Below are 21,757 nucleotides of genomic sequence, written 5' to 3' on the forward strand. Positions count from 1 at the left end.
CTATGCGGATACTGGTCACTGGCGGCTGTGGCTACATCGGAAGTGCACTCGTTCGTCGCCTCCGCGAGAACGAGGCGGTCTCCGAGGTCGTCGTCCTCGATTCGCTCGCAGGTGGCTCGCCGCGGGCACTGCTTGGAGCGATCGGTGACGACCTCGAGTTTCGGCAGGGAGACGTCAGGAACTACGAGGACGTCGAGAGCGCGATGCGTGGCGTCGACCGCGTGATCCACCTCGCGTCGATCACCGGCGCTGAGAGCACGCACGACCGCCGTGAGGAGACGCGTGCCGTTATCGTCGGCGGCACCGAGAACGTCGTGACTGCGGCGGGTGAGGTTGGCGTCGAATCGGTCGTGTACGCCTCCTCGTGCAACAGTTACGGCCGCGTTGCGAGCACGAACATCGACGAGACGGCGACGCCAGCACCCCGAAACCCGTACGCTGAGGCAAAAGTCGAAGCCGAACGGGTGGTCCGCGACGCGGCAGCCGCCAACGACTTCTCGGCGACGTCGCTTCGAATGAGCACGAATTACGGCTCTGCACCCGGGGTTCGATTCAACCTCGTCGTCAACCACTTCGTCTTCCGGGGGCTGACCGGCCGGCCGCTGACGGTGTACGGCGACGGCAGGAACTGGCGGCCATTCATTCACGTTCGCGATGCCGCTCGAGCGTACGAACACGCGGCGATCACGCCGGATCGGTGGCCGCGAGACGTGTACAACGTCGGGAGCACCGAACAGAACTACCGCATCGAGGACGTCGCTCGCGTCGTCAGAGAGGAACTCGGCCGAGACCTCGAGATCATCTATCTCGAGGACGAACAGCCGGGGCCGTCCTACCACGTCGAGTTCGACCGCCTCTCGGAGACGGGGTTCGAACCGTCGTGGACGCTGCGAGCGGGGGTTCGCGAACTCGCCGAACGGTTCACGCAGTCGCATGACGCCGCCGGCGCACTGGACGCATCGAAACCGAACCCGTCGTCACAGGAGGTGAACGTCGATGGTCGCCGATAACGCCGACTCCGGTGTCACATCGACGGGCGATGAATCCCAGCCGACGGGCGATGAGTCCCAGCAGATCCGCGTCGCGGTCACCGGTGCGGCGGGATACATCGGGAGTCGCGTCGTCGCGCTCCTCCAGTCCGAACGACCGGCATGGTCGATCACGGCGATCGACGACTTCTATCGCGGCTCACTGCGACGGATCGGCGACGTCACCGTCAAGCACGTCGACGTTCGGAACCGCGACCGTCTGTGGGAAGCGCTCGAGGGTGCAGACATCGTGATGCACCTCGCCGCGATCAGCGGCGTCGAGGACTGCGAATCGAACCCGGATCTGGCCTACGAGATCAACGTGACCGGGACGGGCCACGTCGCGCGGTTCTGTAGGCAACGCGGCGCAGCCCTGATATTCCCCGCGAGCATGGCGGTTGTCGGCGACCCTCAGGAGTTCCCGATCACGGCCGATCAGCCTCGAGCGCCCCTGAACTGGTACGGGCGGACCAAGTTCGCGGGCGAGCAGCTTATCGACGCCCTCGCCGCTGACTCGTTCCCGGCGCACCTGTTCCTTAAATCGAACCTGTACGGCGATCACACGATTGACGGAGAGATCATCACGAAGGGAGCGGTGCTCAACTTCTTCGTCGAACGGGCGCTCGCGGCCGAACCGCTGCCCGTCTACGAACCGGGCACCCAATCGCGGAACTTCGTCCACGTGAAGGACGTCGCTCGAGCCTATCTCCGGAGCGCCGATGTGCTCGTCGATCGACTGGACGAGGGAGCGACCGGCACCGAGGCGTTCACGATCGCGAGCGACGAGGACCCCAGCGTGATGGCGCTCGCCGAGGTCGTCAGCGACTGCGTCGACGACGTATTAGGCATCGACGTCCCGACCGAACTCATCGAAAACCCCCGCGGCGACGAGACACTCGTCAACGCCTTCCCGGTCGAGACGACGCAGACCCACGACCGCCTCGGCTGGGATCCAACGCACACAGTCGAAGACACGATACGGAGACTCGTCGAACGGAACGCATGAGTCCGATTCCGCCCGACCCGCTCGACGTCGCGTTGCTCGCGCTCACGGTCGCCATCCTCTACTGGGGGTTCGATCGCTACCGGCGACGGTTCGAGCGAAGCGACCTCGCCATCGCGGTTGCGCTCGCGGGCGGCGTGGCGTCGCTCGTGTTCGTCCCGGAGGCGTTCGACGTCGTCGGGGCTGCACTCGAAATTGAACGGCGCTACGTCGTCGTGTCGCTGCTCGCGACGCTCGTCCTGCTCTGCGTCGTCCTGTACGCGTTGAGCGTCGCCAGGGCGGCTCGCGACGAGGTCGCGGCGCTGACCCGATCGCTCTCCGTCGATCAGGCCCCACGGACGGACGGCGGCGCGGAGACGGTGTTCGTCGTGATTCCCGCGTACAACGAGGGCGATACCGTTGGCACCGTCGTGTCGTCGCTCCCGGAGTCGGTCCGCGGATACGACGTCCAGCCGCTGGTCGTGTCGGACGGCTCCGCCGACGAGACCGCCGCACGAGCCGCCTCGAGCGGCGCGATGGTCGTCGAGCACCCGATCAATCAGGGTCAGGGCGGTGCCCTGAAGACCGGGTTCGAGATCGCACTCGAAAACGAGGCGGCGATCGTCGTCACGGCGGACGGCGACGGCCAGCACCCGTCGTCGGAACTGGACCGGCTCGTCGCGCCGATCGTCGAGGACGAGGCCGATTACGTGATGGGATCACGGTACCTCGGTGTCGATCGCTCCGGCAACGGCGTCGTTCGACAGACCGGAATTCGGTTCTTTACCGGCCTGATCAACGTCCTGATGAACACCGACATCACCGACTGTACGAACGGCTATCGGGCGATTCGGGGCTCGATGCTCAAGCAGCTCACCCTCACCGAGGAGCGCTTCAACGCGCCCGAGTTGATCATCGAAGCCCGGAAGAACGGCCTCCGACTCGAGGAGATCCCGATCAGGATCGAGGACCGAAAGGACGGCGACAGCAAGAAGCCCAAGCTGGGATTCGCGGTCGGTCTGACGCGCATCATCGTGGTCGCGTGGCTGCGATGACGCCGCCGCATTTGGCCGCGCGTGTCCTGGGGACCGGCGGTGAAGCGACTGCGGGACGCGCGGGTTTAGCTATCATGAGAGCGAACGAAACACGGAAACGAAACGTCGAACAGACTTTCGAACGCTGTATCGAGCCCCACGTCAAGGATGAGAGCGTCCTCGACATCGGGTGTGTCGCACACGACTCCGCCAAGCGACACGACGAGGCGTGGTTGCACGAACTCGTCGTCCAGGTGGCCGACGATGCACTCGGCGTCGACGTCCTCGAAGACGAACTCTCCGCGCTCGCAGACGCGGGATACGACGTCACCGCCGGCGATGCACAGGATCTCTCGCTCGAGGAGACGTTCGATGTGATCGTCGTCGGCGAACTGATCGAACACCTGGTCGACTTCGACGGGCTACTAGAGTCGGTTGACGAGCACCTGGCCGACGGCGGCAAACTCGTCATCACGACGCCGAACGCGATGGCGGTCCACTGGACCGCTCTTCGCCTCTTGGACCAAACGTTCGTCAACACGGGCCATACGTGCTGGTTCGACGCCGTGACCCTGACCCAGCTCCTCGAGAGATACGGGTTCGAGCCGATCGAGATCACGTACGTCGGCGACTGTCGGCTCACGCTCGACGATCCGCTCCAGATCGGCGGCTGGCTGTGCGAGCGCGCCCTGCCGGATCGAGTCGGGAAGAGCACGCTCGCCGTCGTCGCCGCCCGCAGCGGCGAGTAGTCGATCGCGTTCGGAGACGCAACTAGCGGCCGCTCGTCGGTTCCGACTGTTTTCAGCCGTTCAATCAGTCATCGTCCGCGCTCGCCGACCAGCGACGGCTCGCCGGCCGCACCGCTGCGAGCGGTGTGTCGGACCGTCCGATGAGGAGAGAAAGAGAGGGAGAGCGACGACTACCGGCGGAGGCCGGCGGCCGCCGCGAGCCGGCCGAGCCGGGCTCGGAGCTCAGAGCCGGCGGTCCCGCGCTCTCGAGCAACCCCAGAGAGGAGGTCGCCGACTCGGTCACCCAGTTCGTCCCAGCGGTGTTCCCGGTCGACGAACTCGATTCCGCGCCGGCCCATCGATCGCCGCCGCTCCGGATCGTCGGCGAGTTCCCGAAGCGCCGCAGCGACGGCGTCCGGCTCGTTCTCGACGGCGAGTCCGGCCCCGGCGTCCTCGGTGACGGCCTCGATCTCCGCGACGGCACTGGCGACGTAGGGTGTGCCCAGTGCCATCGTCTCGAGGAACTTCGTCGGCCGCGCGTACTCGAGGGTGCGATCCGTCTCGAGGGGCACCAGGCTGATCGCCGACGACGCCACCAGCCCCGGGACCTCCTCGCGGGGAACCGGCCCGTTGATCTGAACGCGGTCGTCGATGCCGAGGTCGGCGGCCAGCGCCTCGAGTTCGGCCCGCCGTTCGCCGAAGCCGTAGATGACGAGGTCGTGGTCGATATCGGCGCGTCGGAACCCACGCAGGAACGGCTCGAAGGCCTGGCCCTCGCCCAGCTTGCCCGTGTAGATGATTCGGGGTCGGTCCTCGTCCGCGACCGAGGGATCGAAGAGGTCGTCGTCGACGCCGAACGGGACCGTCTCGATCTTCCCGTCGTCGAGATCGTACGTCTCACGGTAGTAGGCCGCCATCGTCGGGGTGAGCGCGACGAGTCGATCGCAGCGCTCGACGGCGACCCGTTCCATCCACTGCAGCAGCCGATAAGCGAGCGATCCCTCGTCGGTAAATCCGAAATCGACTGCGTTGTCGAGCCAGCGGTCGTAGACGTCGACGACGAGGCCGCGTCCGGTCGCCAGCGCCGCGAGTCCGGGCAGGAGCGTCGTGTGCGGGCCGATCTGGACGACGACGCAGTCGTACTTCCGGCCGTGAACGAGCACGTAGATCGTTGCGAGAATCGCGAAGATTCCGTGGTTCAGGATCCGCTCGAGGTCGGTCCGATCCTCGATGGGCTGGTAGGTGAACAGTCGCGTGACGGGAACGCCGTCGATCCGCTCGCTCGACCATGGGCTGTATCGCCGCTCGAACTCCCCGACGGGAACGGACGGCTGCGGACAGACCACGCGCGCATTGAGGTGGTCGGGCGCATTCCGGAGGAGTTTCTCCCACCGATGTGCGCCGGCCATCGACTCCGGCGGAAACAGTTGCGAGACGACCAAGACGGACGGATCGCCACCCTGTCCCGTCCGCTCGCGCGCTGAACGCCGCTCCGACGGCGGTGACCGTGTTGTCGTGGTGTCCCCGGTCACGGTTCGATCGGGTTTCCGACGCCGAACTGAAGCAGTTCGATGCCCGCGTCATCAAGCCACGTTCGGTGCTCCGCGAGGGCGGTCACCGTCTCCTCGTGGGGGACTAATTGGACGACGACGTCCGGGGACTCGCGCTCGAGGACCGAGCGCAACTCGTCGTAGGCCAACTCGTCGACGTGGCGGTCGTAGTGGCGGACGCAGTAGCCGTCGGCGCGCAGGCCGGCGACGATTCGCTCAGCGGGGCTGTTTCGGCGGTCATCGACGTTCGGTTTGTACGCGGCCCCGAGCGCAACGACCGTCGGGTCCGCGAGCGGGGCCAGCGTCCGGCGGACCTTTCGCGCGGCGACGGCGGGCATCTTGTCGTTGATCCGGCGTGCGGTCGTGATCAGGTTCGTGTGCTCCGGATCGACCTCGTTCAGAAACCACGGGTCGATCGGGAGGCAGTGACCGCCGACACCAATCCCCGGCTGCAGGATGTCGACGCGCGGGTGATAGTTCGCGAGGTCGATCACCTCGCTCGCGTCGACGTCGAGTTCCTCGCCGATCAACGCGAACTCGTTCGCCAGCGCGACGTTGACGTCCCGGTAGGTGTTCTCGACGAGCTTGCAGAGTTCGGCCGACAGCAGGTCAGTGTAGTAGACGCTCCCCTCGAGGAAGGGTTCATAAAGCATAGCGGCGCGGCGACGGCTTCGCTCGTCGATCCCGCCGATGATGCGGTCGTTGGTGACGAGTTCGTCGAATACGTCGCCGGGGAGGATCCGCTCTGGCGAGTGGGCGAGCTGGATCTCCGCGCCCGGGTTGAGCCCGGCCGCCTCAAGCGCGGGGACGACCGTCTCCGCGCAGGTCAGCGGCGGCACCGTCGACTCCACGTTCACGAGGTCGCCCGGCTCGAGATACGGCCGGATCGATTCGAGGGCGGCCTCGAGCGCGGAGAGGTCCGGGCTCTTGTTCGGCTCGGTCAGCGGCGTCGGGACCGAGACGACGAACGCGTCGCCGTCGGTCGGCTCGGTTCGTGCCTCGAGGTTTCGCTCGACGGCGTCGGACTCCAACAGCGCCTGCAGTTCGGCCTCATCGACGTTCAGGGTCCCGTCGTTGATCGCCCGGACGAGGTTGCTGTCGATGTCGACGCCGACGACTCGCTTGCCGCGATCGGCGAGCAACAGCGCTAGCGGCAGGCCAACGAAGCCGGTGCCGACGACGACCACCTCCTCGATCGGCTCGAGGGCCGGTCCCTCGGGGTCGCCAGGAACGGGTCCGTCGCGGTCCCCGCCTGAGCCGAACTCGTCGTCGGACCGCGCCGATTCCACTGCGCCGTCGCGTCGCGGGTCACTCGAGGTCATAGTGCTCACGCATCCAGTCGATCGTTCGCGGGATCCCTTCCTCGAGGGAGACGAGCTGTTCGTGGTCGAGATCGCGTTTGGCCTTCTCGACGCTGGCCTTCTTGTTGAGCGTGTTGTGTTCCTCGGTCCCCCGATACTCGACCTGCTCGTCGTCCTTGCCCAGGTAGCCGAGCACCATGTCGGAGAGCTCCTCGATATCGTAGTATTCCTCGCCGGCGATGTTGTACACCTCCCCGGGGTGGAACGAGTCAACGACGTTCGCGAGCGTGCACACGGTGTCGTCGATGTAGGTGAACGAGCGGTGATGGTCCTCGTAGACGTGGTACGGCAGGTCGTGTAGCGCCCGATAGCAGAACTTGCAGACGACGCTCCGGTACTCGCTGTAGCGCTCGCCCGGCCCGTACGTGTTGAAAAAGCGGACCCGCACGGACTCGGTGCCGTGCCGGTCGGCTGCGTTCATAATCTGCTGTTCGTTGACCCACTTCGAAATCGCGTAATCGTTCAACTGACGCGGCCCCTCCTCGAGCGGCACGGACTCCGCCATCACGTCGTCGTAGTCGCCGTACACCTCGCTGCTCGAGGAGAAGATCAGTCGGAAGTCATGCTCGGCCTGCAGTCGGAGCACGTTCTTTGTGCCGACCGCGTTCGACTGCCACATCGTCTCGTAGAAGTCCTCACCGTTCTTGCGGCCGAACTCCGCGCCGAGGTGATAGACGTAGTCGAACTCGCGGTCCGCGAAGACTCGCTCGAGCTGTCGGTACTCGCTGACGTCACAGCGGTAGTACCGGTCGCGTTCGTTCCACGGGCGGTCGGCGACCCAGACGTCGTGGCCGCGTCGTTCGAGTTCCTCGGTCAGCGGTGCGCCGATCGCACCTAGTCCACCGGTTACGAGCACTGATGCCATGACTCGACGCTCCACGACCAGTGGTAATTATCTTATGACAGTAGTCATTCGAAACGTATCGATACCCTACAGTAAGGCGTCCAAAATTCGGTCCGAAGCGTCGCCGTCCCCGAACGGGTTCGACCACGTGCCGGGCCGATCGACCATCGCCTCGGCCCCCTCAACGATGGCCACCGGATCGGTCCCGACGAGCCGGTTCGCACCGATATCGACCGTCTCCGGCCGTTCCGTACTATCGCGCACCGTGACGCACGGCGTCTCGAGGATGCACGCTTCCTCCTGAACCCCTCCCGAATCCGTGATCGCGAGGCTCGCGTGGTGTTCGAGCGACAGGAAGTCGAGGAAGTCGAGCGGGTCAACGAGCCGAATCGGCTCCGGGACCGACAGATCGAACGTCGCGAGGGCCTCCCGCGCTCGCGGGTGAATCGGATAGACGACCTCGCGGTCGGTCCGCGACGCGAACGCGCCGACGCCCTCGAGAATCCCCGCGAAGCGCTCGGGGTCGTCGACGTTCTCCGCTCGGTGGGCGGTCAGCAAGCAGAACGCTCCGGGCTCGAGGTTGTACGCCGCGAGAACGTCGCTCTTCTCCATCGCCAACTCGCGGTGCTGAGAGACCGCGTCAACGACGGTGTTACCGGTGACGCAAACGTGGTCGCCGTCGATTCCCTCCGCCGCGAGGAGTCGCGCCGACTCGTCGGTCGGCGCGAAGCAGTGATCAGCGACGTGATCGACCAGCACGCGGTTGATCTCCTCGGGCATGTCCCGGTCAAAGCTCCGCAGTCCGGCCTCGACGTGTGCCAGCGAGGACGCGCGTTTGCTCGCCGTGATCGCCCCGGCGAGCGCGGAATTCGTGTCGCCCTGGACGACGACGTGGGACGGTCGCGCTTCCTCGAGGACGGACTCGATTCCGCGAATCATTGCAGCCGTCTGTTCGCCGTGATCACCCGAGCCGACCCCAAGGTTGTGGTCCGGCGTCGGTAACTCGAGTTGCTCGAAGAAGACGGTATCGAGCGATTCCGAGTAATGCTGGCCAGTGTGGACGACGACGTGGGGAATCTCCCGCTCGAGACACGCGCGGACGAGCGGCGAGAGCTTGATGATCTCCGGTCGAGTGCCAAGCACGAAGGCTATTCGGGGGGTCGCCATGTGTGGATTTTACAGTACGTCGACAGTGAAAAATACGCAGTGTGTAACGACCTGCTTCGTGATGCAAGCTGACCGTTCGCCGTCCCTATCGAACGCTTACCGACTCGACCGGTCGCGACGTCAACGACCGCGACAGCGCCGCCTCGTACAGGTCGTGGTGGCGTTCGACGCATCGGTCGATCGAGAAGCGGGCGGTCGCACGGCGTCGCGCGGCCGCGCCCCGGCGACGCCGTTCCTCAGGAGACGCGAGCGCCTCGCGGATCGCCGTCGCGAGCGCGTCCGGATCAGCCGGGGGGACAAGCCAGCCGTGTGTGCCGTCCGTGAGCTGTTCGGGCACGCCGCCGACCCGCGTCGCGACGATCGCCGACTCCATGGCCATAGCCTCGAGGACGGCTATCGGGCACGCTTCCGTCACAGATGGCAGGACAAACACGTCGAACGACGAGAGGAGCCGTGGAACGTCCGAGCAGTGACCGAGAAACCGAACGGTCCCTTCGAGATCGAGGCGCGCGCGAAGGCGGCGCAGTCGGTCCGCGTACTCCCGGCGAGACTCGAGTAGTTTGCCGGCGATCGGAACGACGACCGGCCCGATCCGATCGCGAACGCGGGCGATCGCCCGCAGCAGGTACTCGTGACCCTTGACCGGGTTGACGTTGCCGACGGTCCCGACGATGGGCACGTCGTCGGCGACACCCAGTTCCGCCCGGATCGCCCCCTCGTCGGCCACCGACGACGGATCGAACGCGTCGACGTCGACCGGCGGGTACACCGTCCGCGTCGGGACCGAGTCGTCGAAGAAGTGGTCGCCGACCGCGTCCGCGGCGAGCGCGATCTCGTCCGCGGTGGCTCGAGCGAGTCGGGCCGCGACACGGTCGAGCGGCCACGGTGTGCCGGTGTCATTGAAAAACCACGCCAGCGGCGTGTCCGTCCGCTGGGCGGCGATCGCGGCCGGAACGGCGAGCGTCATGCTCGCATGGACCGCGTCGATCTCCCGGCGCTCGATCGTCGACGCGAGCCGGGAGACGGACGGGAGAAAGCGAGCGGCAAAGCGCGCGTTCGCGAGGCAATTGGGTGGCGGCCGCATCTGTGACGGTCCCGGACGGACGACCTCGAACCCGGCGTCCGTCGCCGTGCGCTCGAACGCATCGTCGCCGTCAGGCAGGTGAAACACCGTCTCGATACCGCGGTCGCGAAGGCCCTTCGCGACGGCGAGTGCGCGCAACTGGGGACCGCCCACTCGAGGATCGGCGAGGCTGTTGAGGACCCGCATTCGTGACCGAATCGTTCGATACGACTCGGTATAAAACGTACCGTCGGACCGTGAGAAAAGTCATCGTTTACTCGCGGCCGACGCTGCGCGAACCGATCGTAGGTCGGCGCTACGCTGGGCGAGCGGACCGCACTACGTGTACCCCAGATCCTGAAGCCGTTGCTCCGCGTCCGCCGAGAGATCGACCTGTTCGCCGGTGACCGAATCGGCCGCCACTCGCTCGAGCAATTGCGTCGCCTTGCGTTCGGTGAACGCCGGCTCGCCGTACTCGCTTGCGCCGCCGCTGGCGTACGCGCCGAACGCGTGCGGGAGGTGTCGGCGGACGTATCCGCGCTTCGCGCTCGCGACCGCCTTCCCGGCGAGGACGAGCAGCCGTTCCGGCAGCGGCGTCCTGGCGAACGCGTACCCCCCACCGGCGTCCCAGACGCCCTCGTAATGGAGCGATCCGGACCCGAACGGGAGCGACGACGGCAGCACCCGATTTTCGTACGTGCAGGGACGGGGCTCGTCCGCAAGCGCTCGCGCCGCCGACCGGCCGTCGAACCCCGTCGACTGTTCCATCGTCGGCTCAACGCCGAGCACGTCGAGAATCGTCGGGAGCAAATCTGCATGGTGGAACGCGGCGTCATTGACCGTCGTCGCCGGCAGTTCCGGATGGAAGAACGCCGTCGGCACGTAGACGAGTTCGGGCCGCATCGGCGAACTGTGTCCGAGTTCGCCGCCCTCACCGAGCAGTTCACCGTGATCCGAGGTGTAGATAACGAGCGTCTCCTCGGCGAGCCTCGCCTCCTCGAGGCGCGTTAGCCGCTCGAAGAAGAGATCGATGTCTAGTTCGACGCTCCGTCGATACTCGTCACGAAGCGTCACCGCGTCGGCCCCACCCCGTCGCTGGAAGTACTCGGAAGCGGTCCCAGCGAAGTCGCCGTACGGCGCGTGTCCGCCGGGCCCCCGTTCCATCGCGACGAACGGCGACTCGAGGCCCTCGAGCGGATCGTCGACGGCCGGCGGCTCCACGTCGAGGACGGTATGGATCGGATCGACGGCGTTTCCGTGCTCCCGTTGGGCGTATGCGAAGATCGAGTTGAGAAAGCGCGTCTCGTGTCCCGGCACGTCGAACAGCCGAAACACGTCGGACGGCAGTCGACGATCGAACGTGACGACGCCGTGGTTCATTGCGTAGCGGCCGGTCGCGAGCGAGGCAAACGAACTCGGGCTGTGCGTCGAGGCGCTCACCGTTCGCACCGTCGCCGCCCGATCGGTTACCCGATCCGGCACGGCGTCCCATCGGACGGCATCGCCGACGTAGACGAACACGTTTTCGACCTCGAGCGCCTCGAGCGCTGCTGTGAGCGGACGGGCAGCTGACATTGGCCCAACAGATCACACTCTCCGTAAGGAAAGTTTCGGTGAATTGCCCTCGTTCTCGGATGGAAACATGAGTATGATGATGTTACGAATGGTGATGGTGGTGCGTAATGGCACTCGTACCGTATCCGAACGGAACTGTGAATTCGCTGAACCAGCTCCGTGTGATCACGTGTTGGTGGTCCGTTGGTTGCGGTTTTGAGTGTCGAGCCTGACGGTATCGATTACAAGTAGCACGTTAAGAATTAAGGTGCGGTCGGTGGAAGACTCGGCCAGATGCCCTCGAGTTCGATAGCGCTCGTCGTGTTCGCAGACGAGTTAGATCGCGAACACGCGGCCTACGGGGCAGTACAGAACTTCGTCGACGTCTACGAGTCTGACGTCGACCGAATCGCCGTCGTCGGCCCGGAGCACATCGATATCGATCGATCGGTCGTTGATCCGGTACCGGTTCAGCGCCCGCAATCGAGCGTCCCGCCGGCGGCGGTCACCGAGTACATCGGTTATCAGTTACGGATCGCAGCGGCGCTCTGGCGGGACCGCGACCGGCTCGACGCCGCGTTCTTCCACATCGGCGGGACCATGCTTCTCCTCCCTCTGCTCGCATGCAAACTCGCCGGCGTTCGAACGCTGCTGTTCGTGACCGGTACCGTTACCGAAGGCGTGTATGCTCGCCGCGGGACGGGGCCACTCGCCCGAGGACTCGCCGGCATCGTGGACCTCGTTGAACGCGTCACGTGTACGCTCGCCGACGACGTAATCCTCCTCTCGAGCGGGATGGACCATCCGGCGCTCGAGTGGTCGACGTCGCCGACGGTCCGGGCCGTCAACGTCAATTACATCGACTGCGAGGAGTTCGCTTCGCGAACGCCGATCGAAGAGCGGGCGGTCGACGTCGTCTTCGTCGGACGGTTCGCGGCCGTTAAAGGGATCGACGACATCCTAAAGGCGATTCCACTGCTCGTCGAGTCGAATCCGGACATTCGGATCGAGCTGATCGGCGACGGTGAGCTCTCGGAGGAGGTCGCGGCGTTCGTTGACCGCCACGACCTCTCGGAGAACGTGACCTGCACCGGCTGGGTCGACCACGATGAACTCCCGGTTCACCTCGACGACGCGCGAACGCTGCTCTTGCCCTCGAAGTCGGAGGGCGTTCCGAAAGCCGTTCTCGAGGCGATGGCCTGCGGAACGGTCCCGGTCGCCGCTGCCGTCGGAGGCATCCCCGACCTCATCGACGATGGATCGAACGGGTTCCTGCTCCGAGACACGGATCCGGAATCGATCGATCGGACGGTGACTGCCGTCCTCGAGCGCGGCGATCTGGCCGAGATGAGCGATAACGCTCGCGGCTACATCGAGCACAACTACGCCTACTCGACGATCAGGGATCGATATCGCCGCATCCTCCTGGAGGGCGAGACGGAACGAGCGACTGCTGAATCGGGTCGAGACGCCGTATGACGACTGACGGAGGAGCGCGGAGGCGACGATGAGCCGAAGCATCGTCCGACGGTTCAGCGCCATCTTTGGCTCCAAGGTTGGCGTGTTAGCGCTGACGCTCATCACGACACCGATCCTAGTACGCCTGCTCGGAAGTGGCGGCTACGGCGATTACTCGTTTCTGCTTTCGACGCTGCAGTGGGCGCTTGTGTTCGTCTACGCCGGGGCGTTCAAGGGGACCCGAAAATACATCGCCGAGGACCGATCCGATGACTGGGCGGATCACGTGTTCGCGTTCTACTTCCGGCTCGTAGTCGTCCTCGCGGCCGTCGTGGTGTCCGCAGTCTTCTTTCTCTCCCGATCGCAATACGTAGCCTCGTTCCTCGGTCCGGAATTTTCCCGCTACTTCGTTGTTCTCGCGCTCATTATCCCCGTTCGAGCCGTCTTCCGGATCGGACGAAGCACCCTCATGGGGTTCGGCCTCGAGTCATACTCGGAACCACTCCAGATCGTCGACCGCGTCCTCTTCGCGGCGATGATCGTCACCGTGAGCGTCGTCGGTGGGGGCGTCGCGGCCGCCCTGACGAGTCGGGTCGTCTCGACCGGGATCGCGGCCCTCCTCGCGCTCGCGCTCGTCTCGCGTCGGATCGATCTCTCGAAGCTGGCAAGCCGTTCGACAGGGCCGGTACCGGCGAAACGCCTCGCGATCTACAGCGGATCGACGATGGCGCTGTCGTTCCTGTTGCTCTCGCTGTACCATGTCGACGTCATCCTCCTCAGACTGTTCGTCGGGAGTTCGGCGACCGGCTACTACCGCGCGGCCCTCGTCATCGCCGAGTTCCTCTGGTTCGTGCCTACCGCCATTCAGGTCACCCTCTTGCACTCGACGTCGCAACTCTGGATCGACGAACGCTACGATCGGCTCACGGAGATCAGTACGCGAGCAGTCCGGTATACCTTCCTCTGTACGGCGTTGCTGGCCCTCGGCGTCTCTGGACTCGCTGAACCGGTTCTCACGCTCTACTTCGGACCGGCGTTCGACGCGGCCGTCATTCCGCTATTGTTGTTGCTCCCCGGCGCGATCGGATTCGCGGTCGCCCGACCCGTCTTCGCGATCAGTCAGGGCCAGGAGAATCTGCGACACCTGATCGGCGTCACGGGCGTCGCGGCGCTGCTGAACGCCGTGTTGAACGTGGTCCTCATCCCACAATTCGGGCCGAGCGGGGCCGCGATCGCGACGAGTCTTGGCTACGGATCGATGTTTGGACTCCACGTCTGGAACGCCCGCCGGCTCGGGTTCGACCCCCTCTCCGATGTCCGCGCCGTTCCAGTCATGGGAACTGTACTGGTTGCCGCGGTACCGATCCTCGGTCTCCCCCACCTCCTCGAGTCGGACCTGCTCTCGCTGGTCGTCGTGCCGCCGGTCGGTGCCGCGGCGTTCGCCGCGCTCGCGCTCGCGACTGGAGCGGTACGCTCGGGAGAGATTCGACGCGTCGCGTCGGCCAGTCCCGTTCCGACGACCCGACTGGCGGTGCTCTGTCCCGATCGAGTTATCGACGCGATCAGTCCGGCGAATCGCGAGAGGTAGGCTGGCCGCGAGAACGAGTCGGTCGACGGGGCGTCAACGCGGACCATTCGACGAGAGCCGAGGTCCTCGGCACGCTCGAGAACATCGACCGTCCTGCTCGAGATCGATGTTCCCGCGAACGCGATTGTCTCGCATTCCGAACGGTGAGTACTCTTTTCCCACCGTTCATCATTGGAGAGAGTAGAACCAACGGTTCGAGGTAGAAAAACGAATGTCATCGAGTATCCTGTTATCAGTCGATTGCCTCCGATCAGATCACGTCGGGTGCTACGGGTACGACCGCCCGACGACGCCGAACATCGATTCGTTCGCCGCCGACGCGACGCGCTACCGGTTCAGTTACGCCAACTGCCCCGGGACGCGGTGGGCCTTTCAATCGATCCACACCGGCGTCTACGCCGGGCAGATCAACGGGCTCGGTATTCCCAACGGATACCGCGATCAGCTGGCGGAACGGTTCCGGTCGGCTGGCTACTCGACGTTCGGAACCGCCCACAACGGATTCCTGAGCCGAGATTACGGCTACGACGAGGGGTTCGACCAATGGACCGGCGTCGACGACTTCGACGGGGACGACTCGCTGCTGGTCAAAGCCGGCAAAGAAATCGCGAGTACAGTCGATTCGGACCTACTCAAACGTCGGCTACTGCGACCTGCCTACACGTTCGTCGCTGGCGACGACTCATCCGGCGAGTACCGGCCGCCGACGACCGACGCCGATGTCGTCGACAGGGCAGTCGAGTGGCTCCGCACACGGCAGTCGGCGGACGACGATTATTTCGCCTGGATTCACTTCATGGACGCACATACCCCGTACGGCCGGTACGACGAGCACCTCCGCGCCGTCCGCGGTGACACCGCTGTCGACCACGTCGTCGCACCGAACGAAGCGGACGCGGTCATCCACGGTGAACCTCCCGAAGACCGGGTGATCGACACGTACGATGCGTGCATCCGGAGCGTCGACGAGCAACTCGGCCGAATTCTCGAACTCGTCGACGACGACACAGTCGTCACGATCGTCGGCGATCATGGCGAGGAGTTCGGACGCTACGGGGAGTTCCACGAGGCGTCGCTGTACTCGTCGATGACGAACGTCCCGATCATCGTCCGTGCGCCCGAACTTGATGCTGACGTCGTCAACGAGCACTTCGCACAGCACGTCGACATCGCACCCACGATGCTGGCGGCCGCCGATATCTCGGTTCCCGATCGGTACGTCGGCGAGCCGTTGCAACGTGCCGACGACCGCAATCTGTCGACGCCGACGTGTTACTCTCTCGAGGCGGGCCGCGTCGGAATCCAGACCGACCATTGGAAACTCATTCAGCGCGACGGCGAGCGGACCGGATACGAGATGGAGCGTCCAGAGCGCGAGGGGGAAGCGGCGGCGGACGATGCCCTTCCCGACGACGTTCACGCACAGTTGGACGCGTTCGAACGCCGACTAGACGCCGACCGGGTCGACGGCGGAACGGCGACCCTCGAGCGCGATGACGACCTCTCCGCGTCGGTCGAAGAGAACCTCAGCGACCTCGGCTATCTCGAATAACTCTGCGACTGTGCCAGACGGACGGTGCTGGCGGCCGAACGGTAACTGGGATCGACACGCAACCCCGACGAGTCCTTACGTCGGTAACTGGGATCAATCGCCGACCGCACTCTCGGAAACTGTACCCCACAGATACGGCGCGTAGTCGGCGTTCTCGAGGGACGGCTCCGGCGGCACGTCACCGTCTAGATACACTAACCAGACGATCCGAACGGCTTCGCCGGTCATCGTCGGCTCGAGGTCGTGTCGAAATCGCCACGTCTCGCCGTGAGACAGTCGCGTCTCGAACTGGTCGAGTTCGTTTTGCGCAGTGACGACCGTCTCATTGCCGTCAGTTACCACCGTCTGTTCGACGGCGACTACCGTGTACGTCACCGGCCGCTGTTCGTGGTTATCGACGCCGACGATGAGTTCCTGACTGTCACCGCGTTCGAACTCCGTGGGGAGGTTGCCAGCTACGGGGTTTCCATCGTCGTCTTCCGTCATGAGAGATACCGCCGAGAACTGCTCACCGTGCGTCGGGACCGTCGTGGCGTATCCGCCAGCGCCGAACGAAGCCACGACTGCGACCACGATGAACACGTTCAACACAGCGTCAGCACCTGTATCGGGTTCTCGAAGTGCCGAACGGATCACGGTGTACCACTCGCGATACGGGACCTGAAAGCGGTCTTTCGAGGGGATTTTCGATCGCCTGAATGCCGCAATACCGGTCGTAACGAGCGTGAACACGCTTACAGTGAGTACGATCGGAGTCAACCGGACACCCCACAGCGTGTAGTTCAATGCGAGTCCGAACAAGACGAAAACCACGATACTCGAGCCGATCGAAAGCGCAATGCGCTCGAGGCTACCGATCCCGGTCCGTACCGAACGTTTCTCGGACTGCTCACGGAGTCCATTACTCGTTTCCTTGCTCTCGTCCGCATCACTACTTCGGCGGGATGGTCCGTTTTCGGGAAACAGGGCGGCCACGAACGCGTATCCCGGAACGAACAGTACGAATATGAGGCCGAGCGATAGCCGAACCGGTGACCCCTGAAAGACCGGTGCGAACACGGTCAGAGTAGTCGCGACGACGACCGCGACGACGGCCGCAAGATCGACCGGCAGTTCGCGGATCGGTCGCGGAAATAGCGTCCGGAATGACCCCGATTCGAGCATATACAGTCGACTAACAATAGTGGTCCTGAAAAATCGGTCGGTGAAAACGATCGCCACGTGAGTCAAGAGGTCGGTGCTACGCGCTCGTAATCGGTCTGTACTCGCCTTCGAGTGAGTACAGAAGTCACACATCGGTCCAGATCGGACGAGAGCCGACCGGTTCGGACTCGGTCGGAGAGGTCGCGGGTGAAATCGCAGGCGTAGAGTGGTTCGATGGTCCATCCACCGTCCCGGAACGCCGGTGGTAGTCGCTTCGATAACTGCAACTTGTCCAAAGCTATATTCGGTCGTTCATTGTGCCAACAACTAGATGCGCCGGACTATCCAGTGGATGGTCACAGTCGTTGGGTTAGCACTGGGGTGGACCACGCTAACTGTATGCCGCGCGATGCCCACTGACCCGGCATCGTTCATTCGCGACGTTCCAGCACGACTCCGGTACGATGCGCAACCGCCACGGAGGGCTTCAGCGGCGCGGGTTCCTGTGTAAATGGTGGGGCGCTAAAAATGGATCTGCTGCGAGTTTCAGTGCTCCTCACGATACTCTCGCTTACTCTCGGAGTGGTCGCTGTCTCCGTCACCGGTCAGATCAGTCCGTTCCTCCAGATCAGCGCTGGTTCCGCAATACTCTCGATCGTCGGTCTCGCAACGATCGACGACCTCTTTGGACGTCAGTTCTACGGCTATCTCGCGAGTCTTCTCGCCGTCGGGATCGTCTATCGCGCCCTTCCGCTCCTCGTTCTCCCGGGACTCATCGGCATGGATCCACACTGGTATGCGGTCCAAACGCAGGCCGTCATCGACACTGGATCAACGGACCCAATCCAGAATCCCTTTTATGAAGGTGCCGCCGGCTACATCGTCTACCTCGCGCTGATAGCGGAGATCCTCGGTGTTCAGCCCGAGCGAGCCATCCTCGTACTGCCGCTTATTCTCGGGATCGTCCCACCACTTGTTGGAGCGATCATCACCGAGCGAATTACTCGTACCCCGATCGCCGCTTTGACTGCGGCCGCGCTGCTCGTCGTCGTCCCGTCACTGGTTCGCGGTGCGTTTTGGCCCACTGCGCAATCGTTCGCAACCGCCCTGTTTGCCGTGTTTCTCCTCCTCTTTCTCCGGATTTATCGACAACAGGCTGATCCATCATGACTCGAAACCGGGACGTCATCGCTTTCATGCTGGTGGTCGTGTCACTGGCACTCGTCCATAAGTTCCCGATCCTCGTTGTGGCACTGCTCTTACTCGGACTCGCGGGCGCATCGTGGCTGGGACTGATTCGGAAACAGGGATCTCTCACGTGGCTTCTCGCCTTCACAGGCGTTGTATTGCTATCGGTGTGGACAATCGTGACGAGCTTCATGCTCAATGCAGGTATCATGGCGACCTCGCTGATTCGCGGAGGGTTCGAGATCGATGCCACGCTCGCAGACCCGGCGGCTGCGACGCGAGTCAAAACGGCGATTAGATATACGGTCGCACGGAATTTGCACTGGATCGCACTCAGCAGCGCAGGCGGCGTCGGATGGGCATTTCTGAGTTATCGAGTCTGGAAACGAGAATACGACCGAAAAACGCAAGCGGAAATCACCGTCATTCTACTCTGCTCGTCGCTTTTGATGATTCTGTTGGCAGCAGGACTCTTCGGCGTCGCCGGCACGCTAAACCCGATGCGAGTGGTCCTTCTGGCGACCGTCCCGCTCGCCGTTCTCACGGCCAATATCGTCGACATGACCGTCCCGGGCACGCGACAGCGATACGCGACAGTTCTCATGATCGCCATCCTACTCGTGGTGCAAGTCGCCGCAGTGGGTGTTTTCCCCGACGATGGCACCGGACCGCGTGATCATCTTACGGCCGAGGAACGGGAGGGGAAAGAGTTCATGTCGACACACGCGCCAGCACCCGTCTATACGGACACCTATTACGTTCACGCGGGTGTGGATCCACAAGATCCCGTTTCGGGATACTGGTCCAGTAACCGGGGCCAGTTCCAATCCTACGATCCGGCCGTGTTCAACGGGAGTTTTACCCCCAATGAAACGGAGTACGTTGCATATCGGACGACAGTAGGGATCTACGGTCATCTCCCGTGGGGCGGATACTGGTCACTCGACTGGGACCCACGGGACGAGCTGCAAGCGTGTGGGAACAAGGTGTACTCGAACGGAGACGTCGAGATGTACGAAACGGAACAGTGCTGGAATGAAAGCACGTGATTGTCTCAGTGGCTCCCAGAGACAGCTGAGGATAGCGCAGTGTTCCCACACGCCTCTCGTCGTAACATCGCCCCCGTCCGCGAAAAGCACGTTTCTCACTGTCGTTCCGTCAGTCGGTATCGTCATCTAAATCCAGATCGCATAACTGCCCCACGGCCTCGAGCACGCGCTCGGCCTCCGCGGACGAGACATCCGCGATATCGAACGTCGCTCGTTCGTAGCGTTCGGTCACGGTCCGGAGGAGTGCGCGATCCGACCGGCCACCGTCGCTATCAGGGCCGTCGTCACGGTGCTCGTCCCAGCGCCGATAAAACTCCCAGTGCGTCAGGGCGGAACTCGAGGCGCTCACGTCGATGCGATCCGATAGTGCATGGCGAACGGCCGCATACGCCAGTTCGACCGCCCTGTCGGGACGGCCATGCGAGAGCGAGTCGCGTCCATGTTCGAGTACCGATTCGGCGATCTCGGTTCCGGACCGATCGGAGACCGGGTCCGTCACCGCGTCGGTCGTCGCATCTCCCGCCGACGGACTCGAGCGGGGTGCTCTGCCACGCGACCACCATGCGATTGCGGCGGCCCCAAGGAGGGCGATCAGTCCGCCCCCGAATCCGAGCCACGCCCACGCGGGAAGCCCCCACCACGAGCGGCCGTCGACCGAGAACGCCACGGTCGACGTCGCGGTGTCGGACGCGAGATTTGATCCGGATCCGTCGTGCGCGGCGACGATCTCTCCGTCGCCGCGGGCGGCCTCATCGGGGATCTCGACCGTGGCAGTGAACGAACCATCGTCGTCGGTCGTCACCGTCTTAAGTGTGGTTCCATCCGCGTCCAGTCGGACCGGCCGTTCGGCGACCGCCGCCCCGTCGGCCGTCTCGAGCGTGCCGTCGACCGCGACCGTTCGCTCGGTGTCACCGACGCGACTCGCGGAGACGGTAACGTCGACCTCGGTTTCGCGGACCGTCACGTCGTTCGTCGCCGCCGTCGCGGCGAGCGCCTGATCCTCGTACTCGAGTCGAACCCCCAGTTCGCGCTCGCCGTCGGGGATCGACGCGGGCACCTCAACGTCCGTCTCGAACGATCCGTTCGCGGTCTCGGTCCGCCCGATCCGCTCGTCGCCGAGCGTCACCGCGAGCGGGACGCCGTCGACGGGGGTCCCGTCGACATGGAGATCCCCGCCGACGGTCGCGGTCTCGCCGTATGCGATCTCAGTCGTCGTTTCGAGGTCCGAGACGGTGGGTTCGACCTGCTCGATCGAGACGTCGACGGCCACCTCACTGCCCAGGTAGATCGACTCGTTGGTCGGGACGTACTCGATCGAGAGCTGCTCCGCTGACAGCGGTTCGGCCGTCGGTCGGTACTCGAACGCGAACGAACCGTCGGCAGCCGTTTCGGTCCGGACGGATCCGTTTCCGACCTCGAGGCGGATCGTCTCGGACCCGATCGGCCGACCGGTCGCCGTTCGCAGCCGCCCGGTCGCAGTCAGCGGCTCGCGAAACGAGATTTCCTCGCGGCCGGCGTCGACGGTGAGATCGGTCGCCACGAACTCTGTCTCACGGATCGTCGCCTGTTCGGCCTGAATGTCCTCGTTTACCGCCTCGATCGCCGCGTCGGACTCGGAGAGGTTCGCGTCGGTTTCCGCCTCGAGGTCGTCGTAGTTCGCGCGGAGCTCGTGGCTCGACTCGTTGACCGACGTCGCGATGGTCTCGAGCTCGCGAGCGAGAGACCGCGCACGTTCCTCGTCGCCGGCCGCCCGCGCTCGCTCGTACTCGGCTCTGGTCTCGTTGTATCGCTGGGCCGCCTCGATGATCCGCTTCTGATTGTCGCCCGCGAGCTCGAATAGCTCGTCATAGTTTTCGCCGGCCGTTTCGTCCGCGATCTCCGCGTACCGGTCGAGGGAGTCTATGTACGACTCGTCGACGGATCGAGCCGCACGCTCGTACTCCCCGTCCTCGAGAGTGATCGCACCCTCCTCGAGGTCATCAATCATTCGAGTCATCAGCCGACTTTCTAGTGCCTCGAGGTCACTGTCCTCGGCGTACTTGCGAGGGTCCCTGTGCCGACGGGTGACGTTGTCGTCAGTCTCGTCGTCCGTCTGGAGGAGACGGTGGGACTGGGGCGTCTCGACCACTGGATCAGTCGCGCCTGCCACGGGCGACGCAGTCGCGGTGCCCGTGATAACACCGACACCGCCGCTCGCGAGCACGACGATGGCGGTGACGAAGACGACGCTACTCGTATGCGAATCGCTCACGGCCTCGCGTTCACGCCAGGGACACATAGCTATGCGTTCTGTTCGTGTTCACGGCTCGCCAGCGGACGGTCTCAATACCACCTTACAGCGCCCGTCTCGAGGACCTAAACGGACCCGTATTGGCGACGCGGGACGGTTGCGAGCGGGGCTGACTGTGTCGCGGATCGGATCCGATCGAAACCGTCCCATTATCGGCCAGTATTTCTCGTAGTATCGA

General features: G+C 64.3%; 17 protein-coding genes. 9 read left to right on the forward strand and 8 right to left on the reverse strand.

The genetic code is table 11. From position 1 onward, the window contains the following. The first annotated feature begins 2 nt into the window (after window positions 1–2). The 4 genes from K6I40_RS17205 (at window position 3) to K6I40_RS17220 (ending at window position 3,793) form a co-directional block, all read left to right on the forward strand. Window positions 3–1,010 carry an NAD-dependent epimerase/dehydratase family protein gene (locus K6I40_RS17205; RefSeq protein ID WP_222920208.1) on the forward strand — a complete coding sequence of 336 codons (1,008 nt, stop codon included), beginning with the start codon at window positions 3–5 and terminating at the stop codon, window positions 1,008–1,010. Continuing rightward, complete coding sequence (locus K6I40_RS17210) at window positions 997–2,034, forward strand: NAD(P)-dependent oxidoreductase (protein ID WP_222920209.1); 1,038 nt, start codon at window positions 997–999, stop codon at window positions 2,032–2,034. Before K6I40_RS17205 ends, K6I40_RS17210 begins: the two co-directional genes overlap by 14 nt. After that, entirely contained in the window at window positions 2,031–3,065 is a 1,035-nt protein-coding gene (locus tag K6I40_RS17215; RefSeq protein ID WP_222920210.1) for a glycosyltransferase family 2 protein, read from the forward strand. Before K6I40_RS17210 ends, K6I40_RS17215 begins: the two co-directional genes overlap by 4 nt. Before the next feature lie 74 nt (window positions 3,066–3,139). Continuing rightward, complete coding sequence (locus tag K6I40_RS17220; protein WP_222920211.1) at window positions 3,140–3,793, forward strand: class I SAM-dependent methyltransferase; 654 nt, start codon at window positions 3,140–3,142, stop codon at window positions 3,791–3,793. Between the two features lie 170 nt (window positions 3,794–3,963). On the opposite strand, the gene K6I40_RS17225 is transcribed toward K6I40_RS17220, so the two are convergent. From K6I40_RS17225 to K6I40_RS17250, 6 genes are all read right to left on the reverse strand, one after another. After that, complete coding sequence (locus K6I40_RS17225; RefSeq protein ID WP_222920212.1) at window positions 3,964–5,304, reverse strand: glycosyltransferase family 4 protein; 1,341 nt, start codon at window positions 5,302–5,304, stop codon at window positions 3,964–3,966. Continuing rightward, window positions 5,301–6,644, reverse strand: a complete 1,344-nt coding sequence (locus K6I40_RS17230; protein WP_222920213.1) for a nucleotide sugar dehydrogenase — start codon at window positions 6,642–6,644, stop codon at window positions 5,301–5,303. Before K6I40_RS17230 ends, K6I40_RS17225 begins: the two co-directional genes overlap by 4 nt. After that, entirely contained in the window at window positions 6,631–7,548 is a 918-nt protein-coding gene (locus K6I40_RS17235; RefSeq protein ID WP_222920214.1) for an NAD(P)-dependent oxidoreductase, read from the reverse strand. The genes K6I40_RS17230 and K6I40_RS17235 overlap by 14 nt, the downstream gene beginning before the upstream one ends. A 66-nt stretch (window positions 7,549–7,614) precedes the next feature. Beyond that, window positions 7,615–8,694, reverse strand: coding sequence for a UDP-N-acetylglucosamine 2-epimerase (non-hydrolyzing) (gene wecB, locus K6I40_RS17240; protein WP_222920215.1), 1,080 nt, complete (start codon window positions 8,692–8,694; stop codon window positions 7,615–7,617). An 85-nt stretch (window positions 8,695–8,779) separates the two neighbouring features. After that, window positions 8,780–9,964: a glycosyltransferase family 4 protein gene (locus K6I40_RS17245; protein WP_222920216.1), complete on the reverse strand. Its 1,185-nt coding sequence runs from the start codon at window positions 9,962–9,964 to the stop codon at window positions 8,780–8,782. Window positions 9,965–10,096: 132 nt separating this feature from the next. After that, window positions 10,097–11,332: a sulfatase-like hydrolase/transferase gene (locus tag K6I40_RS17250; RefSeq protein WP_222920217.1), complete on the reverse strand. Its 1,236-nt coding sequence runs from the start codon at window positions 11,330–11,332 to the stop codon at window positions 10,097–10,099. A 273-nt stretch (window positions 11,333–11,605) separates the two neighbouring features. Here K6I40_RS17250 and K6I40_RS17255 point away from each other — a divergent pair, with 273 nt between their 5' ends. From K6I40_RS17255 to K6I40_RS17265, 3 genes are all read left to right on the forward strand, one after another. Then, the gene (locus K6I40_RS17255; RefSeq protein ID WP_255682126.1) at window positions 11,606–12,790 is read left to right on the forward strand and encodes a glycosyltransferase; all 1,185 of its coding nucleotides are present in this window, start codon (window positions 11,606–11,608) and stop codon (window positions 12,788–12,790) included. A gap of 28 nt (window positions 12,791–12,818) precedes the next feature. After that, window positions 12,819–14,357, forward strand: a complete 1,539-nt coding sequence (locus tag K6I40_RS17260; protein WP_222920218.1) for a polysaccharide biosynthesis C-terminal domain-containing protein — start codon at window positions 12,819–12,821, stop codon at window positions 14,355–14,357. 211 nt (window positions 14,358–14,568) lie between these two features. Then, window positions 14,569–15,909: a sulfatase gene (locus K6I40_RS17265; protein ID WP_222920219.1), complete on the forward strand. Its 1,341-nt coding sequence runs from the start codon at window positions 14,569–14,571 to the stop codon at window positions 15,907–15,909. A gap of 93 nt (window positions 15,910–16,002) precedes the next feature. Here K6I40_RS17265 and K6I40_RS17270 read toward each other — a convergent pair whose 3' ends face one another. Next, window positions 16,003–17,073 carry a DUF1616 domain-containing protein gene (locus K6I40_RS17270; RefSeq protein ID WP_222920220.1) on the reverse strand — a complete coding sequence of 357 codons (1,071 nt, stop codon included), beginning with the start codon at window positions 17,071–17,073 and terminating at the stop codon, window positions 16,003–16,005. Between the two features lie 507 nt (window positions 17,074–17,580). Between K6I40_RS17270 and K6I40_RS17275 the strand changes: the two genes are divergently transcribed. Together K6I40_RS17275 and K6I40_RS17280 are read left to right on the forward strand one after the other, a co-directional pair. Further along, window positions 17,581–18,222, forward strand: coding sequence for a hypothetical protein (locus K6I40_RS17275; protein WP_222920221.1), 642 nt, complete (start codon window positions 17,581–17,583; stop codon window positions 18,220–18,222). Continuing rightward, window positions 18,219–19,289, forward strand: coding sequence for a hypothetical protein (locus tag K6I40_RS17280; protein WP_222920222.1), 1,071 nt, complete (start codon window positions 18,219–18,221; stop codon window positions 19,287–19,289). Before K6I40_RS17275 ends, K6I40_RS17280 begins: the two co-directional genes overlap by 4 nt. Window positions 19,290–19,398: 109 nt before the next feature. On the opposite strand, the gene K6I40_RS17285 is transcribed toward K6I40_RS17280, so the two are convergent. After that, window positions 19,399–21,540 carry an Ig-like domain repeat protein gene (locus tag K6I40_RS17285; RefSeq protein WP_255682128.1) on the reverse strand — a complete coding sequence of 714 codons (2,142 nt, stop codon included), beginning with the start codon at window positions 21,538–21,540 and terminating at the stop codon, window positions 19,399–19,401. Between the last annotated feature and the right edge of the window lie 217 nt (window positions 21,541–21,757).

The sequence above is a fragment of the Natrinema sp. SYSU A 869 genome, from assembly GCF_019879105.1.
Lineage (GTDB): Archaea > Halobacteriota > Halobacteria > Halobacteriales > Natrialbaceae > Natrinema.